The organism is Candidatus Limnocylindrales bacterium (assembly GCA_035571835.1).
Lineage (GTDB): Bacteria > Desulfobacterota > Binatia > UBA1149 > CAITLU01 > DATNBU01.
On record DATNBU010000008.1, the window covers coordinates 1 to 24863 of the forward strand.

The window sequence follows — 24863 nt, forward strand, 5'->3', positions numbered from 1 at the left end:
GAGGAACGGTGTGGAGTTCACGGCGACCAGGTTCACGAGCACGAGTACGGGCAGGATCGTTGCGGCGATCCGTGCGCCGGCGGGCAGCATGGAGACGGCGGCGACCGCGCCGATCGCACCGGCGAGCTGCCACTCCCATACCCGCAGGCCGGTGAGTGTCACCATGTGCAGCGCGGCCACGCCGATCCCGATTGCGACGAACGCCGTCAATCGGCTCCACTTCCCGGGAGGCGCGTCGACGAGTGCGCCCACGCCGAGCCCTGCGGCAATGCTGCCGGCGAAGCTCGACACCCAGATAAAACGGTTGGGCTCGCGGAATAACTTCCCCGCCGGCAGCGCCTGGTAGGCGGTATACAGAAAGTTGTCGAAGTTCAGCGCGAGATACAGCATGGCCACCAGCGCGTAGAACAAGCCCATTCGGCGCTGACGCGATGCAACGACCGCCACGAGCAGTCCAAGAGGCAGCAGCGGGATCGGGGTGCCGCGGCCCGTGACCTGCCGGGTGACATGGTCGCGAAAGATGGGCCAGTCCCACTTCTCGACTCGTATATCCGCGTTCTCCAGCGGTCCGCTGCGAACCGAGAAGTGAGCGAATTCTGCCATCGGAAGCAGTTGAATCGCGCCGAGACAGACGCAGATCGTTACGGCGAGCGCCAGCACCCCGAACGTGCGCAGCGGCCGCGTCAGGTGACCGGTGGCGAGCTCCCACAGCACCCGAAGGCCGATGACCTGGCAAGTGAACAACAGGATCTGCGGGTATGCGCCGAAGAGTTGCAGCGTCAGTACGAGGCCGAGCACGACACCATTTCCGACAGTCGGAGCGGCGAGGATGCGTTCGCACCGCCAGAGTGCCCACGGTGTCCAGACGTAGATCCCGAGGATGTTGGTGGATTGCCACATGGCCAGCTCCACCATCGGCCCACCGACTCCGAAGCACAGACCGCCGACCAGTGCTCCGACGCGGCCAGCACCCAGCTGCCGGCATAACAGATAGGCTCCGACCGCGCCGATCGCCATGTGAACGACGGCGAGCAGGCGAAACCCGAAATCGAGGTCGATGAAGAAAAGAGGCCAGTTGAGCGGATAGAACATCCCGAGCAGGGTGCTCGGGAGAAACGGCTGGCCGCAATTCTGCAATGCGTTCCAGAGCAGGCCATGCCCGTCGCGGAGCGCGTTGAGCGCATAGAGGATGTTGGGATAGTGCGCTGCGTATACGTCGAAGGACGGGAATGCGTTGCGGCCGGCCAGTCCGGTCGCGAACGTTACGACGACGGCCGCCAGCAGGCCGAGCATCGCAAATTCTTTGACGCGATCGCTTCCGGGCGTCACGACGGATCCTGCCCGGGCGCTAAGAAATCCATATCGGATTCATACCCGTGCATCCGGGGGTCCACAATCGACGCCGTGGCATCCAGGTTCTCGCAGGACGCGGTTACAGGCGAGCGGCAAGCAGCAGAACTGCGATGGTCGCGCCTACGACATAACTGGACGGATCCTTGATGGCGAAGAGCACTGGATCGTCTTTCAGCACGCCGCGATGCGCGAGCAGCCAGATGCGGCTGATCCAGTAGAGCAGCATCGGACAGATGAGCCAGAGCGCCGCGGGATGCGCGTAAAGTCCGACGACGCGGTCGCTGTTGATGTAGAGGGCGGCAACCAGCACCGAAATATAGCCGCTGACGGCGCCGTTGGTTGCGATCAGCTCCAGGTCCGAATGGTAATAGCCGCGCACCTTCAGCCCGTCCGGCTGCTGCTGTTGCCGTACTCCGTAGAGCTCCGAGTAGCGCTTGACGAACGCCAGGCTCAGAAAAAAGAACAGCGAGAACCCGAGAAGCCATGGAGACGGAACGATTCCGGTCGCCGCGCCGCCCGCGATGACGCGTCCCGTGTACAACATGGCGAGCAGGAGCACATCGATGAGCGGCACGTGCTTCAAACGAAACGAGTACGCCGTCGTGGCGGCGAGGTAGATCAGCAGCACCACCAGGAACGACGGCGGCAGCAGCGCAGCCACAGCGAGGCCGGAAAGCAGGCAGACGGGCCCCATGGCGAATCCGGCCACCAGCGGAAGGTCGCCCGAGGCGAACGGTCTCCTGCACTTCGTGGCATGCCTGCGGTCGGCCGCCAGATCGAGCAGATCGTTGGCGAGGTAGACCGAGGACGCGCACAGGTTGAATGCGACGAATGCAAGGAATGCGTTCACGAAAAGTTCCGGATCGCGCGCTTCCGGTGCCATCAGCAGCGCAACGAAGACGAGCAGGTTCTTGACCCACTGCTGAACTCGCAGCGCGCGTGCCAGCGTGCGAAAGCTCCACGGCGGCGACGGGAATGTGCGCGTGACGCGCTCGCCGGCGCGACCGGCAAGGCGAGCGTCGGAGCTGACGACGATTGCGTTGCGCGCGCTCGACCAGACGTCGAGGTCCGCAACATGGTCGCCTGCATAATCGTAGCCGCCGGCGCCGAAGCGTTCGCAGAGCTCGGCGCGCTTGTTTGCGCCCTTCAGGTTGTTCGTGCCGTTGCTCGCAATGACCTCGTGGAATACGCCGACGTAGTCTGCGACGGGCCGCACGATGGCCTCGTCGGCCGCAGATACGAGCACGATCCTGCGACCCGCGGCATGCTCGTCGCGCAGGAAGGCGACGAACTCCTGATGATACGGAAGTGTCGAAGGGTCGAGCTCGACTCTTCTCGAGATCTGGCGCTTCAGGTTGGCCTTGCCTCCGGCCAGCCAGATCGGCAACGCCGCGATCAGGAGCGGATTCGCCTTGAGCAGAAGAAGGACGGACTCAAACAGTGTGTCTGTCCTGACGAGCGTTCCGTCCATGTCGACACAGAGCGGCGGCTCGGCGGAGGTCGAGATGGGGCGTGAAATCATTGCCAAAGCGCTCGATGCGGACCGCAAGGTGGGAATCGGGTCAGCCACGCTTTACCGACGATTTCTCCGTGCCGCAAGCCGGCGTCCTCATTGCCCGGCGCGTCAATCGGGCCCGCAACCACCGGCATCGGCACCGCAGTGCGATCGAATCCTGCTATCTCCTGTGGTAGCTATTCGCTTCGATCGCGCTCGAACCGGCGCGCCCGATTAACTCGAGCAGCGAAGTACCAGGGTCGATGACTGCACCACGCCGGCTCGGCGCGCGACACAAAGCCACCGTCGCGAGAATTGTCGAGTCCATCACTCCGACATTCCCGCCGCTCGATTCCGGCAAGCGCACGGTCGTCTTCGCCGATGTCACCCGGTTCGTCGCATCGCAGATCGAGGCACTGCCGGATTTCCTGCGACCTCCATACAAAATGGCGCTGAGCGGTTTTGAATGGCTCGCCGTCGTCCGGTGGGGCCGGCCGTTCACGGCGCTCGACGCGGCCAGGCAAGCCGCCTGGATCGCGCTCTGGAGCGACTCGCCGGTGGGCGCGATGCGGAACTTCGTCAAGCTCATTCGCGGTTGCGCGTTGCTTGCGTACTACGACCACCCGCTCCTGCTCGAGGCATTGGAAGCCGAAGCCGGCGGAGAAGGTTCCCGGGAAAGCATCGGAGAACCCGCATGAAGCGAAGCGATGCAGGCGCCGCGATGACGACGCAGATCCTCATCGTGGGCTCGGGCGCGGGCGGCGCTGCGACGGCGACCGCCCTGGCCGAAGCCGGCTGCGAAGTGCTGATCCTGGAGGAAGGCCCGAACGTAGATACCTCGCGTATCGCGTCCAACTCGACGGACGCCATCTCGCTTCTCTATCGCAACGGTGGAATGACGCCGATGCTTGGCCGCCAGTCGACCGCATTCGTCGAAGGACGCTGCGTCGGCGGGTCGACCGAGATCAACAGCGGCTTCTGGCACCGTCTGCCGGAAGACACGTACCTGCGGTGGAAAGCCAACGAGCTGCTTGCCGATTTCACGGCGGAGATCATGACGCCGTACTTCGAGCGCATAGAAGCGGACCTGTCGGTTTCCCACATGCGGCCGGAACAGATTCCGCGCAGCTCCGTGCTGTTTCGTGAAGGCGCCGAGCGACTCGGCTGGAAGTACGTCGAGGTGCCGCGCTGCCAGAAGGAGTCCGGCAGCCAGTTCGCTCCGGGCGCGAAGCAGTCGATGCAGCGCACGTACATTCCACGAGCGATCGCGGCCGGAGCGCGCCTGCTTGCCGACTGCAAGGCGACGCGAATCGTCCACGAGAACGGATACGTGCGCGGCGTGGAGGTCACGCAGAATACCGACGGCACCCGGCGGCGCTTCGAAGTACGCGCCGACGCCGTCTTTCTGTGCTGCGGTGCGATTCAGACGCCGGCACTGCTCCGGCGCAGCGGAATCCGGAAAAACGTCGGCGACAGGCTCTGCATTCATCCGATGATCAAGGCGGCCGCGCTGTTCGACGAAGAGGTCGAGGCCCACGACGCCGCGCTGCCGGTCTACCAGGTCAAGGAGTTCTGGCCGACGATCTCGCTCGGCGGCGCGGTGTTCAGCCCTGGTTTTCTCGCGATGACGCTGTCGGACAACTGGACACCGTATCAGCACGCCATGCAGGACTGGACACGCATGGCGCTCTACTACGCGACGACGCGCAGCATGGGACGCGGGTCGATTCGCGCGGTGCCCGGCGTCGAGGACGGAGTCGTCATTCGCTACGAACCGTCGGCGGCCGACGAGCGCAATCTCACGACAGGTCTCGCAAGGCTCGGTGAGCTCCTGTTCGCTGCGGGCGCGAAGGCGGTGTATCCGTCCGTCGCCGGCTCACCGATCCTGCACTCGGCCGACGAGTGTCGCGGGCTCGGCCAGCAGCAGATTCCCATCACGTCGATGAGTCTTTCGAACGTGCACGCGTTCAGCACGTGTCCGATGGGTGAGAATCTCGACATTTGTGCGACCGACTCGTATGGAAAAGTGTACGGATTCCGCAATCTCTTCGTCAACGACGCCAGCCTGATTCCCGATGCACCGGGCGTCAACCCGCAGGGCACGACGATGGCGATTGCGTTCCGCAACGCGGAGCACTTCATGGAAGCAAAGCAGAGGACGATGCCGCGCACGGTCGCAAAACCTCCGGGTCGTGCCGACGTGCTCGTCACCGGCGCGCCCGGCTGGCTCGGCACGCGCCTGGTCGAGGTCCTTGTCCGCGGCATGGACGATTCGTCGGCTGCGCAGTCGCCGGGCAGCGCGAACCTGGCGGGCCCGGCAGAGCGCACGGTGCGCTGTCTGGTGCGACCGTCCGACGACCCGTCGTCACTCGCCGGACTTTCGGACAACCTCGAGATCGCGGCCGGCGACCTCACCGATCCTGCGTCGCTGCGCGAGTTCTGCCGCGGCGCCGAAGGCGGAACGCTGTTCCATTCGGCAGGGCTCATTCATCCCGAGCGCTTCGTTCGCGACTTCGATCGCGTCAACTTCGAAGGCACGCGCAATCTTCTTGCTGCGGCACAGGAAGCCGGCGTGCGGCGCGTGGTCGTCGTCTCGTCCAATTCGCCGATCGGCTGCAATCCGTCTCCGGATCACCTGTTCGACGAGCGATCACCGTACAATCCGTACATGGGCTACGGCCGTTCCAAGGCCCGTGCCGAGGCTCTCGTGCACGACGTGCAGGCGAGCGGCCGGATGGAGACGGTCATCATCCGGCCGCCGTGGTTTTACGGGCCGCACCAGCCGCCGCGTCAGACGCTGTTCTTCACGATGATCAAGGACGGACGGTTCCCGATTCTCGGCGACGGCAATCAGAAGCGCTCGATGGCCTACGTCGACAACATCTGCCAGGGCCTGCTGCTCGCCGCGTCCAGCCCGAAGGCGAACGGCGAAACGTACTGGATCGCGGATGCGCGCCCGTACTCGATCAACGAGGTCGTCGCGACCGTGACCGAAGTCCTCGAGTCGTTCGGCTTCCACTGCAAGGGATCGCAGGTCCGCCTTCCCGCCATCGTCGGGGAAACTGCGCGCGTCATCGACGCAGCTCTGCAGAGCGTCGGGCTTTACCATCAGAAATTTCACGTGCTCGGCGAGATGCACCAGTCGATTGCCTGCTCGATCGACAAGGCGCGTGCCGAGCTCGGATACGAGCCGAATTACGAGCTGCAGGGCGGCATGCGTGCGTCGATCGAGTGGTGCCTCGCCAACGGCCAACGGATATGAACCAGGACAAACAACCATCAAGGGCTCGCCTGTCGCTCATCACCGGAGGCTCCGGTTACTTCGGCTGCCTTCTGCGCGACCGTCTGGTCGAGCGTGGCGAGACGGTGCGCGTGTTCGATCTCGTCGACGTCGAGGACCGGCCCGCGTCGGTCGAATTCATCCAGGGCGACATTCGCGACACGGGTGCGATCGCACGGGCCTGCGAAGACGTCGACGTCGTCTACCATAACGTTGCGCAGGTGCCGCTCGCCAAGGACCGCGAGGCGTTCTGGTCCGTCAATTTCGGCGGCACCGAGAATCTGCTGAACGCGGCGCGCACGGCCGGCGTCGCGAAGATCGTCAACACGTCGTCGAGCGCGATATTCGGCGTGCCGAAGAAAAATCCCGTCGACGAGTCGACCGAACCGACGCCGATGGAGCAGTACGGCAAGGCCAAGCTCGCGGCCGAGAATCTCGTGCGCCGTCACGTGGCCGAGCACGGCATCGACGCGACGATCATTCGCCCGCGCACGATCGTCGGCCACGGCCGCCTCGGCATTTTCCAGATCCTGTTCAACTGGATCGAGGAAGGCCGCAACATTCCGGTCCTCGGCAAGGGCGACAACCTCTACCAGTTCGTGCACGCCGATGACCTTGCCGACGCCTGCATCCGCGCGGGCGGACGGCCGGGCTTTGCGGTCTACAACATCGGAGCCGAACGTTTCGGAACGATGCGCGAGATCCTGGAGGCGCTCTGCCGCCACGCAGGCACCGGCAGCAAGGTCTATTCGGTACCGATGGGGCTCGCGGTGGCCGCGATGCAGGTGACGAGCATGCTCGGGCTGTCGCCTCTCGGACCGTATCATTCGATGATGTACGGACGCAGCCTGTGGTTCGACACCAGCCGCGCGCAGCGCGAGCTCGACTGGAAGTCGCGGTGGTCGAACGAAGAGATGATCTGCGAGTCTTACGACTGGTACATCCGGCACAAAGCCGAAGTGCTCGCCGACAGCACCGCGTCGCCGCACAAGTCGGCGATCAAGCAGGGCGTGCTCGCGATCCTGCGCCGTTTTTCGTGAGGCAGCGGTTCAGCTAGCGCGTCGGTCGGGAAACAGGCGCTGGGAAAGACCGCTCGCGATCGTGCCGTCCGGATCGATCCGGCGGCGCACATCGAGGAAGCGCTCCAGTCTCGACTCCATTCGTGCGAACTGTTCGGCGGTCGTGAAGGCATCCTTCGCCAGATAGATGCGGCCGCCCGCATCGATCACCGCTTCGTTCAGACGCGAAACGAGCGCCGCCGTCCCGGCGTGGATCGGGAAGTCGAGCGCAAAGGAAATGCCAGGCATCGGAAACGACAGCATGCCTTTGCCCTCGGCGCCGTAATCCTTGATCACCGCCAGGAACGGGCCCGGGCCTCCGCTACCGGCGATGTCGACGATCCGGCGGTAGCTGCGCATCGTTGCGTCGCGCGGCAGCACGCATTGATACTGCGTCAGCCCGCCGCGCCCGTAGAGCACATTCCAGTTCTCCACGATGTCGAGCGGATAGAAGAACGACAACGCGCTGCCGACGGTGCCGTCCGCGCCATCGCGCGCGTGCGACTGGCGCGCGAGATTGTAGCGGAGCGCATTGTAGGCGCGGATCGTCGCGTTGCTCAGAAACGTGGCGGGCACCCGGCGCGGAACCACGACACGCGGCAGCTCCCGGTGGTGAATCAGAGCCGCTTGCTCAGGGCTTGCCCAGCGGCCGTAGAACAGGATGCCGCGACCGAAGGACCCGCCTCGCGCCATCAGGTCCGACCACGCGACCGTGAACGGCCATCGGTGGCTCGCATCCTCGAGCGCATCGATCAGTGACTCGAGGTCGACGAACGTCCGCGAGGTGCCGATGATCGAGCTCGACGGCACACGCTCGAGAACCAGCGTCACGTCGAGGATGTGACCGGTAAGCCCCATTCCGCCGAGAGTTGCCCAGAAGATCTCCGGATGCGTCTCTCCCGTGACGTCCTCGACGCGGCCGTCGGGAAACCGCATGCGAATCGACCGCACGTGCGCGCCGATGGTGCCCGCAGCGTGATGGTTCTTGCCGTGCACGTCGGCGGCAACCATGCCTCCGAGGGTCACGTAGCGCGTGCCGGGAGTGACCGGAACAAAGAAGCCGCGCGGAAGGAACATCTCGATGAGGCGGTCCAGGCGAAGGCCGGCCTCGGCGCGCAGCACGCCGGAGCGTTCGTCGAACGAGAGGACTCGATCGGCACGAAGGCTCGATGCAACCGGTCCGCGGCCCGCCGGTGGCAGCGATGCATCGCCGTACGAACGTCCGAGGCCGCGCGTCAGCACGGCCCCGTCGGTAATTTTTTCGAGGTCGGGATCTTCGAGCTCGGTGGCGCTCGCGACAGGGTAGCGACCCCAGCCGCTGAGCATCTTGACGCTGTTGTTCAGGTTTCGGCCTTCGAAGAAGCGACCCGCAGGACGCCGAGATAGCCGTGCGCAACGTTCGCGTTGGCGAGCAGGCCACGATCGCGAAGCATGCGGTGAAACGTCGGCAATTTGTAGTGCGGTACGGTCATCAGCAGGTGATGTTCCAGGTGAAAATTGACGTAGTTCGGTGCCAGAAACAAACGTTCCCACCAGCTCGCCATGGTCGTGCGCGCATTGTGAAAAGGATCAGATGGGTCCTTCGGCATCGCATGCTCGGCGATCGCGCGGATGCGAAGCACCAGGCTGTACGTCGTCATCCACGCTCCGAACCACAGAAGATACAGCGCCGGATGCCCGAAGGCCGTGAGGATCGCCAGCAGCACGAGGTTGCTGACGATGACTCCGCGCAGGGCTTCGCTTGCGCTCGTCGCCTGGCGCTTGCTCTTTCCGGCGCTCATTCCAAGGTCGCGCCGCAGCAGCGCCTTGAACCTCTTCCATCCGGTCTGTCCGGAAAGATCCCGCCAGATCTTGCGCCGGAGGCTCGCGCGCGTGATCGGAAACGGCGTCGCGAGGTCGAGGTCGGGATCGTCCTTGGACCAGTTCTTGGCGTGGTGCTTGAGATGGTACGGGCGATACGGCGCAAGATCGGACCAGACCGGATAAGCGGCCAGCCAGTTTCCCATGAAGTCGTTCAGCCGACGGTCCTTGAACAGCGTGCGGTGCGAGGCCTCGTGCATCAGGATCGACATGCCGAGCTGGCGGCCGGCAATCACGAACAGCGCGAAGACGATCGTCAGCGGATTCGGCCAGCGCGCAACCAGCGCCATCGACGCGAAGACCAGGCCCCAGTTGACCGCGAACGCGGCCCACGAATGCCGGTCTTCGAACTGAAGCAGCTCGACGATCTCGGCGCGCGTGAAGCGGTCGAGCCAGCGCTCGGCGGCGACAGTGCGTTCGACGCGCGCGCCGTCGCTCGTCGTCGTGGATTCGTTCGGGCTCGCCGTATCGTCGGCAGTCGGCTGCAGGGCTGCTGGCCGCAACAAAGTTGTCATGACGGTTCTCCGGAGCGCGTGACATAGCTGACGGCAGCGGCGCTTCGCCAGATCTGCCGGTCCATCGGGGATTCGGTGACGAGCACCCCGAAACGGTTGAGGAACGGCGCCCAGCAGCGCCGCCCGACTTCGTCGTACGCGCTCATCACGCGGATCAGCGCGTCGCGCTCACCGGTCGGGACGATCGCGTCGGGAAGAAGAGGATCGAGAACGATGCGGCGGATGGCCTCGCCGCCGAGCAGAAAGCTTTCGGACATCGCACGGCGCTCGTCCATGCCGGGGAGCGCGGCGGCGCTCTTTTCGAGCTCTTCGGCGAGCGAGCGGTAGGATTCGCAGATCCGGCGGGCGTCCCACAGCGCGCGGGCGCGGGCTTCGCCGGCTTCGTCGAAGTCTTCGATCCGGAAGACCGGGCATCCTTCGGGAAGGCGCAGACCCTGCAGCGCTTCCCGTGCGGCCACGAGGCCGCCGTCCAGGTTGTCCGGCCGGATCCACAGGCCGTTCGAGAACTCGCGCATTCCGGTGAACTCGAGCGCGCGCACGCTGGCAGCCCGGGCATCCTTCGAGCAGCAGCAGGCATCGGGCGTTGCGCCGATCCACGTGCCGTCCCAGTCGCGCGTGCGCTTCTCGATGCTGCGCCAGGAGGTGAGGCGGCGAAGGATCGGAGCGGCGGCGGCGCCGGTTCGGTACGCGCCGCGCTCGTCACGCTCGATCAACCCGCAGGAAAGCAGGCGCGTGATCGCGACCCGCGTTGCATTGGAATCGATGTCGAAGATCTCGGCGGCGGCGACGAGGAAGCGTACCGGTGCCGAGCGCCCTCGCAGGGTCGAGAGCAGGTCGAGGACAACGCTTTTCGGCCGCGGTTTCACGTGGCCGAACCTTACGAAACTGCTAACTGCTGGTCAAGGGTTCGTAACATTGGGACGGGAGAAACGAACTCACGCCGGCCCTGTGGAGCGAGGATTCTACGCGATCCCGGAGCGTGCCGGTTTTCTCTCCGATCGACCTCTGCTGTACTCCCGCGCCGCCGGAGGGATCCGTGGAAGAGGTAAAGTTATACTTTGATTACAAGAGTCCATTTGCCTATCTCGCAAAGGATCCTGCGTTCGAGCTGGCAAATCGCTTCGAGCTGGCCGTGCGCTGGATCCCGTTCATCCTGAGGATCAAGGGCAAGGGCGAGCGCAGCATCTATTCCGAGTACAAGGCGCGCTACTCGTACCTGGACGCGCGGCGCTGGGCGAATCGCCGCGGAGGGTTCCCGATCAAGGGGCCGCTCAAGATCTACGACTCGGTGCCGTCGCTGATCGGCGGCCTCTTCGCGATGCGCCACGGTTTCTTCCGCCGCTACACCGACGAGGTTTACTCCCGGTTCTTTGACCGACGGCTCGAGATCGATCGGCCGGACGACGTGGCTGCGCTGATCGACGAGCTCGGCCAGAGCGGCGCCGGGTATCGCGAGTATCTCGCCGGCAGCGGGCCCGCCGAGTTCGAGGCCTGCCAGCAGGAGGCTGCGGGCGACCACATCTTCGGCGTTCCGATCTTCGTGTTTCGCGGCGAGCCGTTCTGGGGCCACGACCGGATGCCGCTGCTCGAGGAGCGGCTCGCCGAGGCTGGGTTGCTGCGGCCGGATGCCGGTGCGAACACCGCATCCGGTGCCGGACTGCCCGGCAGCGGCACCAGCAACGGAAAAGGAGAAGCGTGATGGAGATGTCCGACAGTGCGAGCAAGGCGACGAGGGCGCACGGATCCGACCGCATGCATGTTTACGCATTTTCGTGCGGCTGGCTGGCAAGCGACATGGCCGGATTCGTCGCGGGAGCTCCAGGCCGCGTCAAGGTGCCCGTGCCGGCATTCCTGATCGACCATCCGAAAGGCCGCGTGCTGTTCGATACCGGCATGCATCCGGCGGCCGGCACCGACCCCGACACGCGTCTCGGCGCGCTGTCGCCGATGTTCGACGTGTTCTTCGGCGAGGACGAGAACGTCGCGTCGCGCCTGGCGGCGCTCGACGTCGACGCCGCGCGCGTCGACCGCGTGATTCTTTCGCACCTGCACTTCGATCACGCCGGCGGCGTCGAGCTGCTGCCCAATGCGCGCCTCGTCGTGCAGCGCCGCGAGTGGGAAGCCGGCGGCGACGCCGATCTTGCCGCGCGCTGCGGCTTCGATCGCAAGGACTACGACCTCGGCCACGACGTCGAGCTCGTCGACGGCGAGCACGACGTGTTCGGCGACGGTCGCGTCGTCTGCATTCCGACGCACGGGCATACGCCGGGACATCAGTCGCTGCGCATCCGCATGGACGACGGCACGGACGTCGTGCTGTGCTCGGACGCCTGTTATCTCAAGCGCAACCTCGACGAGATGATGCTGCCGAGCGTGGTCTTCAGCAAGCGGCAGATGACCGCGTCGCTCGAGAAGCTCGCGGCGCTGCGCGCGGCCGGCGCGACGATGGTCTACGGCCACGACCCCGAAAACTGGGCGACCGTCGTGCAGGCGCCGCTGGATTTCCGAGTGGCATGAGCGCTTCGCTCTCCGACTACCTCGAGCGCAGCCTGAACGCGGCCGTCTACGACGTCGCGATCGAGACCGCGCTCGAGCCTCTGACCAGGCTGTCGGTGCGCGCCGGCTCCGAAGTCCTGCTCAAGCGCGAGGACACGCAGCCGGTCTTCTCGTTCAAGGTTCGCGGCGCGTACAACAAGATGGTGCGGCTTTCGCCCGAGGCGCTCGCGCGCGGCGTGGTTGCCGCGTCGGCAGGAAATCATGCGCAGGGCGTTGCGCTGGCTGCGCAGCGGCTCGGATGCCCGGCGTGGATCGTGATGCCGGTGACGACGCCGACGATCAAGATCGACGCCGTGCGCGCACGCGGCGCGAATGCCGAGCTCGTCGGTGAGACGTATGCAGACGCCGCTGCCCATGCGCTCGTGATGGCCACCGAGCGCGGACTCACGTTCGTGCATCCGTACGACGATCCCGACGTGATCGCCGGTCAGGGAACGATCGGGCTCGAGATCCTTCGCCAAGCCGGACGGCGTCTCGATGCCGTGTTCATTCCGATCGGCGGCGGCGGCCTCGCGGCCGGCGTCGGTGCCGTCGTCAAGCGCCTGCGGCCCGACGTGCGCGTGATCGGCGTCGAGCCCGACGATGCGGATTCGATGGCGCGCTCGATCCGCGAAGGAAAGCGGGTCGTGCTCGACCAGGTCGGCCTGTTCGCCGACGGCGTCGCCGTGCGCCAGGTCGGCGAAGAGACGTTCCGGATCTGCCGCGAAGTCCTCGACGATGTGGTCGTCGTCGGCAACGATGCGATCTGCGCTGCGATCAAGGACGTATTCGAGGACACGCGCACGGTGCTCGAGCCCGCCGGTGCGCTTTCGATTGCCGGGCTCAAGGTGTGGGCGGATCGCGAAGGCGTGCGCGGACGGCGCCTCGTCGCGATTGCGTCGGGCGCGAACATGAACTTCGACCGGCTCCGCCACGTCGCCGAGCGCGCCGACGTCGGCGAGCAGCGCGAGGCGCTGTTCGCCGTGACGATTCCGGAAAAGCCCGGCAGCTTCCGTGCGTTCTGCACGCTGCTCGGCAAACGCCGCATCACCGAGTTCAACTACCGGTTCTCGGATCCCGGCGAGGCCCACGTGTTCGTCGGTGTCGAGATCAGCGACGGCAGCGAACGATCCGCGCTGGTCGCGATGCTGCATCGCGCCGGCCTGCCGGCGCTCGATCTTTCCGACGACGAGACGAGCAAGCTGCACATCCGTCACATGGTCGGAGGCCGCGCCGTGGTGCCCGACGAAGTCCTCTATCGTTTCGAGTTCCCGGAGCGGCCCGGCGCGCTCGCGCGCTTCCTCGAGGCCGTCAGCCAGGGCTGCAACATCTCGCTCTTTCACTATCGCAATCACGGCGCGGACTACGGCCGCGTGCTGGTCGGCGTGCAGGTCGGCGCGGCGGGCAGCCACGAGGCGTTCCGGCGTCGCCTCGACGATCTCGGATTCGAGTATTTCGAGGAGACACGAAATCCCGCCTACCGGCTGTTCGCGCGCGGCGATACCGACCATACGAACCAGGGGAAATAGGAGAAGCGACGATGCCCGCGAAGCCGGCACACAAACCCTCGAAGAAGCCCGCCCGGACGCCTGCGAAGAAGTCAGAACAGAAGAAGCTGCAGCCGGCGGCCGCCGCGCCGCGAAAGCCCGGCAAACCGGCGGCGCCGCGAAAGGCAGGCAACGTCGCCGCGCCGCCGTTCGCCGGGTTCCCGAAAGACTTCCTCGCGTTCTTCCGCGAGCTCGCGAAGAACAACGAGCGGACGTGGTTTGCCGCCAACAAGCAGCGCTATCTCGATTCGATCCAGGCCCCGCTGCGTTCGTTCGTCATCGCCATGGACGTGCCGCTCGGCAGGTTCGCCGACTGTTTCGTTGCGGACACGCGCTCGATCTTCCGCATCTACAACGACATGCGCTTCCATGAGGCGAAGCCTTACAAGGAACACGCTGCGTGCCAGTTCCGGCATGAAGCCGGCAAGGACGCGCACGCGCCCGGCTTTTACGTGCACTTCGAGCCGAAGGAAGTCTTCTTCGGCGGCGGCATCTGGCGTCCGCCGGGACCGCAGCTTCGTCAGGTGCGCGAGGCGATCGCGGCCGATCCCGAACGCTGGAACAGCATCACGCGCGCGCCGGCGTTCCGCCGCCGCTTCGGAGCCGTCGAAGGCGACAGCCTGAAGAGGCCGCCGCAGGGCTTCGATCCGGACCATCCGGCCATCGAAGATCTCAAGCGTACGAGCTTTTTCGCAGTCCAGACGGTGAAGCCCGACGTGATCCAGTCGAAGGACTTCGTGCGCGAAGTCGCGAAGTCGTTCGAGGCGCTGGCGCCGTTCATGGAATTTCTGACCGAGGCCGTCGAGCTGCCGTTCCATCGCGGCGACTGACGCGTTGCCCGTTTATGGCTTGTCGAGTCTTGTCCTGATTCCGGGGTGGTGGCAGAACCTTTCGCAATGGGACTCGTGCACGTGCCGATGCTCGTCAAGGGCACGCGCGGACGCAGCCGCACCGTACGCATGCTCGTCGATTCGGGTGCGGTCTGGTCGCTACTGCCGGAGGTGGACTGGAAAGCGCTCGGCCTGAAACCGAGTCGCACGTGCGAGTTCGCGCTCGCCGACGGCACGGTCATCGCGCGTGCAATTTCGGATTGCCGGTTCTGTTACGAAGGGATCGAGGCTCCGTCGCCGGTCATCCTCGGAGAAGCGGGAGACGTGGCCCTGGTCGGCGCAGTGACGCTGGAGAGCCTTGCGTTGGTGCTGAACCCGTTCGACCGTTCACTGAAGCCGATGCGGCTGCTGCTCATGCAATTGCGCGGAGGCAATTGCACGCGGCCGCAGTCCGCATCTCTGCTTCACGCCTGAGTCTACTCGTACGGTTCTGCGTCGGTCGTGAACGTCGGTGCGCCCATGCCGGCGCCGTTCGCAAGATTCGCGAACCCGTATTCCTTGTGGTAGCCGTAACGCACGATCGTCGGTGACGGAACGTCATCGCTCCACACGACGACCTCCTCTCCTTCGATCTGCGCATTCGTCGCCCACGTGAACGTCACGCCGTCTCCCGAGATCGAGAAGCCCTGAAGCGGCCCGCCGCGAGCCTGCAGCCCGGTCGCGGTGCCGGGGCGGAAACGGATCCGCACATGGTTCCCGGATTCGATCGACATGCCCTGATACGTCGGACCTGCGAAGATGATCGGCGCGCCGTAGACGAAGCCCATGACCGCGTCGACGATGCGCTGCAGGTAGCCCTCGCGATCTCTCGGGTGCAGCCCGGCGACCAGGTCGGCGTTGGTGATGACCTGCGTGTTCGGGATCCGTAGCGCGCGGATGAACGCCTGCCGCATGTGCGCGGACTGCTGCGGAGTGTAGTTCGGATCCGGCAGCGGATCGGGCACGGTCTGCTCGGCAAGCATGCCGCCGCCGACCGGCTCCATCATGAAAAGGAACGGAAGCGTGTCGTCCTGCCACATGTGCCGCCACGACTGGACGACGGCAGGCAGCACGTGGGCGTACTCTTCGCCCGGATCGTTGCGGCTTCGCGTATCGCTCTCGCCCTGCCACCAGATGAATCCCTTGATCTTGAAACCTTCGTCGCGAACGACGGAGGCTTCGTAGCTCTGCCCGAAGTTCCCGGTCGCAATGATGTCGGCGATGACCTGATCGCCCAGGTCGGCTCCCTCCGGGGCGATCCACGTGCGGGCAAGGCCCGACGAACCGCGCGCGGTGCATTGCAGCACGGCAACGGGAATGCCGAGCTCTTCGGTCATCGACCTTGCGAAGTGGAACGGGATGCCGCCGACGCGGTCGAACCACGTGCGCTTGAACACGCGCGAATCGGGATTGTCGGCCATCACGCCCGGAAACGGGCGGTGGATCATCAGGTTCGACTGGCCGGCCATGAGCCAGACGTCGCCGAACAGGATGTCGCCGAACGTCAGCGTATTGCTGGCTCCGGCAACGACCATCTCGTAGGGCCCGCCGGCCGAAACCGGATCGAGGACGACCCGCCAGGTTCCGTTCGGGGCCGCATCCGTCTCTTTGGTCTGGGAGGCGATGGTGACGGTGACGTGTTCGCCGGGAGCCGCCGTGCCCCACACCGGATCGTTCGCGTCGCGCTGCAGGACCATGTGCTCGTCGAACAGCTTGATCGGCAGGCCGTGGTCGTACCCGTTGATCATCTCCACGACGGCCGATGACGGCGTGGCAATGGAAAAGAGTGACAGCGCGGCCAGAAGCGAGAGCCCGCGATGAGCGGTAAAAATGCGTTTCAAGTCCGATCCCCCGAGGATGCGTTGTTGAGCGCGGCCGGACACTTGCGGTCCCACACCGCGACGATCCGGTCATGGCTGGAACACACTTGTATCCCGGCGGGACCCCGCTCAGTCAACCGGCAATCCGGTTTTTCGCCCGGGTTTGCTGCAGGTTCGCGTAGCGGAAATCGGGGACAGACACCGATTTCCGGAAATCGGTGTCTGTCCCCGATTTTCAGCCGGCCGCGAGCACCTCGGCGGCCGTCCGTTCGCCGGACCGGACCGCGCCCTCCATCAGCCCGTGCATTTCGGTCGCTCGCTCAGCTCCGGCCCAGTAAACGCGCCCGGCGGGCTCGCGCAGCGCCTCGCCGAACGAGGTCAGCGCACCAGGAACGAAATGGCCGATCATGCCTCCGAGCGACCACGGCTCGGCCTGCCAGTCGGTCTCGAGGTAATGCACCGGCTCGGCCGCACGCGCACCGAAGCAGTCGGCGAGCGCGGCGAGGAACGAGCGCCGGCGTGCGTCCGCGCTCATCGCGGCGGCACGGACCGCACCCGGTCCGAACGCATAGCTGCTGAGCACGCCGGGACGTCCCGCGCGCGGCGTCTGGTCGATCGTGACGGGAAGCAGCGAGCCGACCGATGCCGCTTCGCCGCTGAGGCCGTCGGCGCGCCAGAACGGTTCGGTATAGACCGTCTGCACGCGGATCATCGTGCCGGGAAGCATGCGCGCAAGCAGCGCCGAATGCGCGGGCGGCAGCGCGGGCTCGAAATCGATACGCGCGGCCAGCGGCGGCGGTGCCGCCACGATAACGCGTGCGGCCGTCACGCGGACATTTCCGGAGCAGACTTCGACGCCGCCGCCGTCCTGACGGATGCGGTGCACCGGACAGCCGACGTGCAGCGAGCCTTCGAGAGCTGCGCCCATGCGCGTCGCCACTTCGGGCACGCCGCCGTCGACGAGGTGCGTCTCGGTCTTCGTGCTTTCGATGTAGTAGTCGAAGCCGTTGCCGCCGCGGGCGAGCACCAGCGCGCCAAGCAGAGAAACCTCGCGCGGATCGACGCTGAACAGAAGCGTCATTGTGGTTGCCAGAAGCTCGCGCGCCGCGCGCGACGGCACGTTGCGACGCGCGTCGATCCACGCGCCGAGGGTCTGCGAGTCGAGGCGATGCGCCTTTGGTGCATCCCACGGACGGTCGAGCGGCAGGCTCATCGCCATGCGCTCGAGGCGCTTGAGCGCGACGCCGAGCGAAACGAGCGCGAACGCGCCAATGCCCGGCGGCAGGCCCGCGTAACGATGGTTCCTGCCGCCGATGCGAAGAATCTTGCTTCCGGCGTGGGAGTGCGGGTACGTCTCGAGGCCGAGCTCGTCGCAGAGCGCGAACATGCGATGCTGCCCGGCACCGAGCCAGGTACCGCCGGCCGAAAGCACGGTCCCGTCTTCGAGCATGCGGTTCCAGATCCTTCCGCCGACTCGATCGCGCGCTTCGAGCACGACGACGTCGCATCCGGCTTTTCGAAGTGCCCGCGCGGCCGCGAGGCCGGCCAGGCCTGCACCGACCACGACCACATCCGTGCGAAGACTCGTCACGTGCGTTTCCTATGGAATGCGCCGGATTGACGACAGGGATGTTTTTCGGCCCGCGCCGGCGACAGCAAGGCGTGCACAGCTTCTGGCGCGCCGCGTTAGCGCTATTCACAGAGCCATCTTTCCTCTATGGTCCGACTGAAATGTCGAAGTTCGTTCGCAGTGCAGCAGCGGGGCTGCGCTGCGATGCCATGCCGGGCAAGCCGGGCAAGCCGGGCAAGCCAGGGATGATCACGCCGCTGTAAGGGTAGGGAAGCGATGACCGCGATAGCGCATTGGAAAGGTTCGATTCTGTTTCGGTCCGGGTTCCTGTCAGCGACGTTGACCACAGCGCTCTGCGCTGCCGCCTGGCCGGGGACTGCACGGGCGAACTTCACCTGTTCGAACAACCAGGATTGCGCGGGCCGCGCGGCGCAGTGCGATCCGGGCCGGACACCGTGCGACGACGGCATCTGCAGGCCGGGAGATCCGGACGCCGACAACATCGGCTGCGTGCTGATTCCGAACGACGGCAAGTGCGACGACGGAAATTTCTGCAACGGCGTCGAGTTCTGCCTGCACGCGCACGGCTGCCGGGACGCACCGCCTCCCGACTGCGACGACGACATCGCGTGCACCGGCGACCAGTGCGATGCGCAGCTCGGCTGCACGCACACCAGGCACAATTCCCTGTGCAGCAACGGCCTGTTCTGCGACGGAAAGGAAATCTGCGACGCCACTCGCGGCTGCATCGACGGAACTCCGCCGAAGTGCGGCGACAAGGTCGATTGCACGACCGATTTCTGCGACGAGGCGCACGACGTCTGCGCGCACACGCCGAACGATTCCGTGTGCAACAACGGCCTGTTCTGCGACGGCACCTCGACGTGCGATCCGGCCTCCGGTTGCCGGCCGGTGACACTGCCGAACTGCAACGACAACATCCCGTGCACGGCCGACTCGTGCGACGAGGCGCACGACACGTGCTCGCACGTCGCGAACAACGCCTTGTGCAGCGACGGACTGTTCTGCGACGGCGTCGAGACGTGCAGCCCGACGCAGGGCTGCCGTCCCGGAACGCCTCCCAACTGCAACGACAACGTGCTCTGTACGGCCGACGCGTGCGATGAGACCAACGACGTCTGCTCGCATACGACGAGCAATGCTCCGTGCAGCGACGGACTGTTCTGCGACGGCGTCGAGATCTGCAGTCCCACGCAGGGCTGCCAGCCGGGAACGCCGCCCAACTGCAGCGACAATGTCACCTGCACGAGCGACCGATGCGTCGAGACCACCGATTCGTGCGAGCACACGCCGCGCGACAGCAACTGCAGCAACAACATCTTCTGCGACGGTGTCGAAGTCTGCAGCCCGACGCTCGGGTGCCAGCCGGGGACGCCGCCGAGTTGCGCCGACAACATCCCGTGCACGACCGACCAGTGCATCGAGGCCACGCACGGTTGCAGCCATACTCCGAATGACACGGCCTGCAGCAACGGCCAGTTCTGCGACGGGCCGGAAATCTGCGACATCCTGATCGGTTGCCACCACGGAACGCCGCCGAACTGCGCCGATGCCATCCCGTGCACGGTCGACGTGTGCGTCGAGGAAACCGACACCTGCGCGCACATGCCGAACGACTTTCCGTGCAGCAACGGCCTGTTCTGCGACGGCTCCGAAGTCTGCAACCCGACGCTCGGATGCACGTTCGGAACGCCGCCGGACTGCGCGGACACCATTGCGTGCACGACGGACTTCTGTTCGGAGGACCAGAACGCCTGCGTGCACCAGCCGAACAACCAGCTCTGCACCGACGGTCAGTTCTGCGACGGCGTCGAGGTCTGCAACCCGTTAACCGGCTGCCAGCCCGGTACGCCTCCGATCTGCGCCGACGTGCTCGTCTGCACGGATGATTCCTGCAACGAAACGATCGACCGCTGCGTTCATGAGCCCAACGGCACGCTTTGCGGCAACGGCGTGATCGACGGCGTCTGCGGAGAAGTCTGCGACGACGGTCCGGTCACGGGCGAGATCTGCAACAACGACATCGATGACGACCACGACGGCCTCATCGACTGCGCGGATCCGGACTGTGCGAACCTTGTCTTCGAGACCTGCGACAACAATTGCCATCCGGTTCCGCCGTGCCAGCCGCTGCGAAACGATCCTGCCCTGATTTCCTTCGGCGGCACCGAGGCGACGTCCGAAAGCTCCGACGGAAGCGGCGAACGGTCGGCCGGCCCCCCGGGCCAGTTCAGTTTCCACGCAAGGCTGATTCCGACCACGGAGATCGATCCGCTCCGCGAGCGCTTCGTCCTCACGCTCTCGAACGACAACGGCGTGATCTACCGTGCCGAGCTGGATCCGAGCCGCCTGCGGGCGGACGGAAAGCGGTTCCGGTACTACGCGACCGATCTCGGCGCTGTGGCAAGAGACGGCGGGATCGCAAAGCTCAGCATTCAGCAACGCACCTACGGCGGCCAGGTCGGCTACGCGTTCCGTGTCCGGGCAATCGGCGATTTCTCGCGGGCCACGCTCGCGCTGATGACGACGCAGGTCTACTTCGGCGACGACGTCGGCTACGTGACGGCGTTATGGACCGGCGAGCCCGGCCACTGGGTCCTCAGGCAGAAAGACTACGACGTGCCCTGACCGGAAGCCGGACACGTTCGTCCGAGAATCTCGCGTGCGTACGTGTCGGCAACGATCGCGTTGCCGCGCGGATTGAGGTGCACCCAGCTGACGAGCAGGTCGCGATCGTGATCCAGCGCGGAGACGATATCGGCCACAGGAACTCCGTTCTCGCGCGCCCAGCGTTCCTCGGCTGCAAGCACGCGCTCGTGGATCAGGAAGTTCATCTCCATCCGGCTCACGTGACCTTCGCGTGAAAGCTTCTCGCGTACGCGCGCAATCTCGTCCGCGTACGTCACGCCCTTGATCTTCTCGCGCGGAACCAGCAGGGACCGCGCCTGCTGTTTGCCGACCACGAGCAGGATGCCGCGCTTCCGGCACTCGTCGCGAACCCGCGCCAGATTCTCCACGAAATGCTCGGGACGGCCGGCTGCGACCTTCTCGACGTGTGCGGCATCGAAGCTCTCGGCGGGGTCCGTGACCATCTCGTGGTACAGGAACGAGATCAGGAAATGCTCGCGCGCCCAGTGCTTGATCTCGCTCGTCACGCTGCGCTGTTTGGTCGCGGCGGACTGGTCGCCCTCGACGCCCTCGGAGCTGTCGTTGATGCCTTCGTAGAACGTGACGACGTCCGGCGTGAGCGGCAGACCTTCGGCAACGAACAGCGAAGCGATCTCGCTCGAAGTCAGGTGCGGGATGCCGAGGTTGACCACTTCGTAGCGAGTGCCGGCGGAGCAGCGCTGGTTCAGAACGCGCTCGAGCGTGGCCGGGTACGTGCCGTCGTCGGGATCGTGGTAGCCGAACGTCGACGACGCGCCGAGGGTCACGACGCGGATGGTGCCCGACGGCTTGGCCTCGACGATTTCCGGGCCGCGGAATCCGCGCGCGTTGATCGTCGCGCGATAGACCTCGCCGGTGTCCGCGTCGTACGTGAATCGCGATTCGTTCGGAAAGTACTTGGTGTAGTTGCCGGCGACGAAGGTGTGCTGGCGTACGTTGTGGTATTCGTCGTCGCTGCCGCGCAGGCGCCTCTGGTAGAGGCTGAGCAGTAGCGGAGAGCTCTCGACGGAGCCGCCGATCTGAAGGCGCTGGACGCTCGTGCCGAACCAGAACACGCTCGGTCCCAGCAGCGTTGCGAAGTATGCGCGCAGCACGAGCTCGACCGTGCCGAGCACGAACACGAGGACGATCGCTGCGAAGGCGGTTTTCTTGCCGCGTCCGATCAGGGACGTGCGGCACGCATCGCACGTAACCGCATTCCTTCGAACAGTGGCTCCGCAGTGCGGGCAGCGCTTGCCCTGCGGCGCGACGGATTCCTCGCCGGATTGATCGAACGACCCGGGACGCCGGTCGGACGACGGCTTGTCGAGCTTTTCCAGTGAACCGATCCCCCTGACTCTGAACTTGCTGACTCTGAGCTTGCGACGCGGCGACGGCCGCGTTTCGCAGGTGCTTTTGCCGCTCGCAGCATCGTCAACTCGACGGGGCGACGCAGCCCGCGCACCTTCCAACGCGAGATGCGGGCAGTCAAGGACCGGGCGCTCGCGCCCACCTTCTACGGATGTGGCGGAAGAACGGCGCATTCGCGGCGGAAAAGCACGCCGGGGCGTGGCTGATCGGGCGGAGGCGGGTCATGCTCGCGAGCAATTCGGGAGGCACCGGCAGCACGAGCCGCCGGGATGACCATTCCCGACTCGCCAGGAGAACACGATGTTGATTACCCGAACCCTCAGCGCCCTGCTTTTCGCACTCACACTTGGTCTGGGAGTAACCGCCTGCGAGCGGCACCACGATGGTCCCGCCGAACGCGTCGGCGAGAAAATCGATGACGCCGCCCACGACGTGAAAGACGCAGCGCATGACGCAAAACGCGACATCAAGGACGCCGCCCACGATGCCAAGGAAGATCTGAAACACTGACGCAGCGTGCGCGTCCGCCTCCGCGCTGTGCGGAGGCGGACGCGCTCCGTGCAACCGCAGCTCCGCGCGAACCAGAGTCGCCCGCTTACAATTGGATGCGCTCGACGCGCATCGATCGCTCACAAGTCAATTCTTGCCGCGCTCCGAAAACAGCGAAAGGGCGCATTTCGCTTCTGCGATGTGGGATAACGTTGGGCCGCACGGAGCTCGATAAAAACCGCCGTGTGGTAGCGCGACGCGTGCCGCGGATGCTCGCCGCAACGGCTCGGGCGGGGACGCAGCCTCTGCAGTTTCGCGGTCGGCCCAGGCCGGCTCATCAGGCCACGGCGCATGTGGCGATGGCGATGCCACGCCGGTGCGTCAGCCGCCGACGCACAAGCCGCCTGGCTGACGCGATTGCGACATCAGTGCGAGACGCGTCGCGTTCGGCGGCGCACCGAGGGCGCGAGCTCACATGCGACCTCGATGAGGTCCTGGTTCATCTCATCCGACACGGCCGGTCGGTCCGAAGCTGCGTTACCAAGGTATGCGTCGTACAGCGCATTCATGCGGGCAAAGCGCTGATCGTCCTGGAATTCACTAGTCTGCTCTGGGCTTGTCATTGTCTCTCTCCTTGCTGGAGTCGTGCGATGTTGCACGATCGCCGTCGGGATTCCGGTGCAGTTCGGATCGCGCCTGCTCCCTTCAAGATGCGGAGTGTGCTGGGTATTTCGCGCGAGTAAAAGACCGTCGTGCGGATATCGACTTCCGTGAGTCAGGAAATCGCGCTCAACGAAAATCGTGCAAGTTTGCATCTTCGAGTCAGGCGACGAACGTCTGGTACGCGGCCAAACCGATGGATGCGCAGGGTCGCGCCGACGGTCTCGGCTCTTCCGGTCGAGCTCTCGCACGCCGGGGTCTGCCGGCGCCACGTCGCCGAGAGTTGCGAAGCACCGGCCGGCACCATCCGCCCGCATCTGTGGCCGGCACGCGGCAGCGGCCGGAGAGGCGGGCCGGCCAAGACTGCGGAGCTCCTTCCACGCGTGCGGTTCGCGGTGACCCGCTTCACGTGTGCTGCCGCTGGCGCTCGGGCCGAACGGGAAATGCGTTCGAGGCGAGGCGAGAGGTGGGGCTTCGTCGCGCCGACCTTTGGACTGGACCGCGGGCACTCGTCTCCTGCGGCGTGCGGCGCTTCCGTAATCCCTTCGTAAGGACCGCGAGTCGGAAACCGGGCTATAAGGATGTCTCCCGGAAGGAGGGATCCCGATGACCAAGGGTACATTTCGCGTCTGGGCTTCGATCGCCGTGGCGCTCGGCGTCGTCGCGCTGCCCGGCGACAGTTCCGCCTACACAGCGGGCCGCGACAGCAAGGTGCTTCTGCTTCACGGGCGGCAATGCCACGCCAACTACACGTCGAACGACAAGAACCACATGCAGACCGACTGGTGGCGCAATGCGGACTCGACGCTGGAGTCGCTCGGCTGGAGCGGCAGCGGCATCAGCGTCATCAAGATGGGTTACTACTCGGACACGTATACCGTCAACGGCGCCAGCAACTATGACGTGTGGGCGCTCAAGCACTGGAAGGGCAGCGCGAGCGGAAATACGAGCAACCATAATCTGCATTTCGACCGGACAGGCTGCCACGTGAAGTGGTCAGGCGACGCCGACTGGTCGCATACGGGCAAGTGCGACATCCGGCATCTCGCGTACCACGTCGCTTGGGCCATCTACAACAAGTACACATCGAACGGGGAATCCGTCGACGTCGTGGCACATTCGATGGGAGGCCTCGTCATTCGTTACGCGCTACAGCAAGTGCAGGCCGGCCACGCGGACTTCCCGCCATCGCTGATGATCGAAGACGTCGTGACCGTTTCGACGCCGCATGGAGGAATCAATCCGACGCTGAACGGCTGGGATTGCGACGATTTCCAGACCAGCCAGATGGCGGTCGGCAGCACCTTCCTGACGTCACTGTCCAGCCATCCGGCGGGCACCGGCGGAACCGACTGGACCGCGATCGGCGGGTTCGAAATCAAGTGCCATGGTCTCACCGGAGATATCGTCTCGCCGGAAAGCTCGACGTGGAACGGCGCCGACCACAAGGCCGTTTATGCGAATCCGGGCTACGGGCACGAGGAATACTTCAACGCCGGCAAGGGCGTGGGTCCGGCGGATACCGACGTCTTTCGCCAGGACGGCAATGGAAGCGGAACCGCATTCAAATACGGCTGCTGCGGATCGTGCCTGCTTCCCGGCTGCGGCGACTTCGGCACTCGCTGCACCAACAGCAACGGTGCGTACAGCGGAGCATCGAACCAGCTGCGATCGCTCGGGCGCATCGACAACGCGCTTCGGATGAATACCTGGTAGAGATTGCCGCGCGCGATGTTCTGATCTTCGGCTGCGACCGAGACGGGTCGGCACCGCC

The 24863-nt window shown here is 65.4% G+C and carries 19 protein-coding genes; 11 read left to right on the forward strand and 8 right to left on the reverse strand.

Going from position 1 to position 24863, the window contains the following annotated elements:
- Together VN634_01770 and VN634_01775 are read right to left on the reverse strand one after the other, a co-directional pair.
- Positions 1 to 1293: hypothetical protein (locus tag VN634_01770; protein ID HXC49588.1), on the reverse strand; the 1293-nt coding region annotated here is incomplete at its 3' end.
- Positions 1294 to 1432: 139 nt separating this feature from the next.
- Complete coding sequence (locus VN634_01775; GenBank protein HXC49589.1) at positions 1433 to 2875, reverse strand: UbiA family prenyltransferase; 1443 nt, start codon at positions 2873 to 2875, stop codon at positions 1433 to 1435.
- A 236-nt stretch (positions 2876 to 3111) separates the two neighbouring features.
- On the opposite strand from VN634_01775, the gene VN634_01780 reads away from it, so the two are divergent.
- From VN634_01780 to VN634_01790, 3 genes are read left to right on the forward strand one after another with little or no spacing between them, the layout of a single operon-like run.
- Positions 3112 to 3546: a gluconate 2-dehydrogenase subunit 3 family protein gene (locus VN634_01780; GenBank protein HXC49590.1), complete on the forward strand. Its 435-nt coding sequence runs from the start codon at positions 3112 to 3114 to the stop codon at positions 3544 to 3546.
- On the forward strand, positions 3543 to 6110 hold the full coding sequence (locus tag VN634_01785; protein ID HXC49591.1) for an FAD-dependent oxidoreductase: 2568 nt from the start codon (positions 3543 to 3545) through the stop codon (positions 6108 to 6110). The genes VN634_01780 and VN634_01785 overlap by 4 nt, the downstream gene beginning before the upstream one ends.
- Positions 6107 to 7168: an NAD-dependent epimerase/dehydratase family protein gene (locus tag VN634_01790; protein HXC49592.1), complete on the forward strand. Its 1062-nt coding sequence runs from the start codon at positions 6107 to 6109 to the stop codon at positions 7166 to 7168. Before VN634_01785 ends, VN634_01790 begins: the two co-directional genes overlap by 4 nt.
- A gap of 9 nt (positions 7169 to 7177) precedes the next feature.
- On the opposite strand, the gene VN634_01795 is transcribed toward VN634_01790, so the two are convergent.
- From VN634_01795 to VN634_01805, 3 genes are read right to left on the reverse strand one after another with little or no spacing between them, the layout of a single operon-like run.
- Positions 7178 to 8512, reverse strand: a complete 1335-nt coding sequence (locus VN634_01795) for an FAD-binding oxidoreductase (protein ID HXC49593.1) — start codon at positions 8510 to 8512, stop codon at positions 7178 to 7180.
- Positions 8513 to 8526: 14 nt separating this feature from the next.
- Entirely contained in the window at positions 8527 to 9561 is a 1035-nt protein-coding gene (locus VN634_01800) for a fatty acid desaturase family protein (GenBank protein HXC49594.1), read from the reverse strand.
- Positions 9558 to 10427 (reverse strand): hypothetical protein, encoded by an 870-nt coding sequence (locus tag VN634_01805; protein ID HXC49595.1) that lies wholly within the window; start codon positions 10425 to 10427, stop codon positions 9558 to 9560. The genes VN634_01800 and VN634_01805 overlap by 4 nt, the downstream gene beginning before the upstream one ends.
- A 170-nt stretch (positions 10428 to 10597) precedes the next feature.
- On the opposite strand from VN634_01805, the gene VN634_01810 reads away from it, so the two are divergent.
- The 5 genes from VN634_01810 to VN634_01830 are packed head-to-tail and all read left to right on the forward strand — an operon-like array spanning position 10598 to position 14947.
- Positions 10598 to 11260, forward strand: a complete 663-nt coding sequence (locus VN634_01810; GenBank protein ID HXC49596.1) for a DsbA family protein — start codon at positions 10598 to 10600, stop codon at positions 11258 to 11260.
- Positions 11260 to 12078 carry an N-acyl homoserine lactonase family protein gene (locus VN634_01815; protein ID HXC49597.1) on the forward strand — a complete coding sequence of 273 codons (819 nt, stop codon included), beginning with the start codon at positions 11260 to 11262 and terminating at the stop codon, positions 12076 to 12078. Before VN634_01810 ends, VN634_01815 begins: the two co-directional genes overlap by 1 nt.
- Positions 12075 to 13625 carry a threonine ammonia-lyase, biosynthetic gene (ilvA, locus tag VN634_01820; GenBank protein ID HXC49598.1) on the forward strand — a complete coding sequence of 517 codons (1551 nt, stop codon included), beginning with the start codon at positions 12075 to 12077 and terminating at the stop codon, positions 13623 to 13625. Before VN634_01815 ends, ilvA begins: the two co-directional genes overlap by 4 nt.
- An 11-nt stretch (positions 13626 to 13636) precedes the next feature.
- Positions 13637 to 14473, forward strand: a complete 837-nt coding sequence (locus tag VN634_01825; protein HXC49599.1) for a DUF2461 domain-containing protein — start codon at positions 13637 to 13639, stop codon at positions 14471 to 14473.
- Positions 14474 to 14521: 48 nt separating this feature from the next.
- The gene (locus VN634_01830; protein ID HXC49600.1) at positions 14522 to 14947 is read left to right on the forward strand and encodes a hypothetical protein; all 426 of its coding nucleotides are present in this window, start codon (positions 14522 to 14524) and stop codon (positions 14945 to 14947) included.
- Positions 14948 to 14949: 2 nt separating this feature from the next.
- Here the strand turns inward: VN634_01830 and VN634_01835 are convergent, their stop codons facing one another.
- The gene (locus tag VN634_01835) at positions 14950 to 16353 is read right to left on the reverse strand and encodes a sialate O-acetylesterase (GenBank protein HXC49601.1); all 1404 of its coding nucleotides are present in this window, start codon (positions 16351 to 16353) and stop codon (positions 14950 to 14952) included.
- Between the two features lie 214 nt (positions 16354 to 16567).
- Positions 16568 to 17923, reverse strand: a complete 1356-nt coding sequence (locus VN634_01840; protein HXC49602.1) for an NAD(P)/FAD-dependent oxidoreductase — start codon at positions 17921 to 17923, stop codon at positions 16568 to 16570.
- A 318-nt stretch (positions 17924 to 18241) separates the two neighbouring features.
- Between VN634_01840 and VN634_01845 the strand changes: the two genes are divergently transcribed.
- On the forward strand, positions 18242 to 20551 hold the full coding sequence (locus tag VN634_01845) for a hypothetical protein (GenBank protein HXC49603.1): 2310 nt from the start codon (positions 18242 to 18244) through the stop codon (positions 20549 to 20551).
- On the opposite strand, the gene VN634_01850 is transcribed toward VN634_01845, so the two are convergent.
- Positions 20536 to 21711 (reverse strand): GDSL-type esterase/lipase family protein, encoded by a 1176-nt coding sequence (locus tag VN634_01850; protein HXC49604.1) that lies wholly within the window; start codon positions 21709 to 21711, stop codon positions 20536 to 20538. The two genes, VN634_01845 and VN634_01850, sit on opposite strands and share 16 nt — an antisense overlap.
- A 529-nt stretch (positions 21712 to 22240) precedes the next feature.
- Between VN634_01850 and VN634_01855 the strand changes: the two genes are divergently transcribed.
- The gene (locus tag VN634_01855; GenBank protein ID HXC49605.1) at positions 22241 to 22450 is read left to right on the forward strand and encodes a hypothetical protein; all 210 of its coding nucleotides are present in this window, start codon (positions 22241 to 22243) and stop codon (positions 22448 to 22450) included.
- 1245 nt (positions 22451 to 23695) lie between these two features.
- On the forward strand, positions 23696 to 24805 hold the full coding sequence (locus VN634_01860; protein HXC49606.1) for a hypothetical protein: 1110 nt from the start codon (positions 23696 to 23698) through the stop codon (positions 24803 to 24805).
- Positions 24806 to 24863 lie beyond the last annotated feature (58 nt).

Coding starts and splice junctions, on each gene's coding strand:
- VN634_01775 (HXC49589.1), bottom strand. CDS start 2,875: ATGATTTCACGCCCCATCTCGACCTCCGCCGAGCCGCCGCTCTGTGTC.
- VN634_01825 (HXC49599.1), top strand. CDS start 13,637: ATGCCCGCGAAGCCGGCACACAAACCCTCGAAGAAGCCCGCCCGGACG.
- VN634_01815 (HXC49597.1), top strand. CDS start 11,260: ATGGAGATGTCCGACAGTGCGAGCAAGGCGACGAGGGCGCACGGATCC.
- ilvA (HXC49598.1), top strand. CDS start 12,075: ATGAGCGCTTCGCTCTCCGACTACCTCGAGCGCAGCCTGAACGCGGCC.
- VN634_01780 (HXC49590.1), top strand. CDS start 3,112: ATGACTGCACCACGCCGGCTCGGCGCGCGACACAAAGCCACCGTCGCG.
- VN634_01790 (HXC49592.1), top strand. CDS start 6,107: ATGAACCAGGACAAACAACCATCAAGGGCTCGCCTGTCGCTCATCACC.
- VN634_01855 (HXC49605.1), top strand. CDS start 22,241: ATGTTGATTACCCGAACCCTCAGCGCCCTGCTTTTCGCACTCACACTT.
- VN634_01860 (HXC49606.1), top strand. CDS start 23,696: ATGACCAAGGGTACATTTCGCGTCTGGGCTTCGATCGCCGTGGCGCTC.
- VN634_01785 (HXC49591.1), top strand. CDS start 3,543: ATGAAGCGAAGCGATGCAGGCGCCGCGATGACGACGCAGATCCTCATC.
- VN634_01800 (HXC49594.1), bottom strand. CDS start 9,561: ATGACAACTTTGTTGCGGCCAGCAGCCCTGCAGCCGACTGCCGACGAT.
- VN634_01795 (HXC49593.1), bottom strand. CDS start 8,512: ATGCTCAGCGGCTGGGGTCGCTACCCTGTCGCGAGCGCCACCGAGCTC.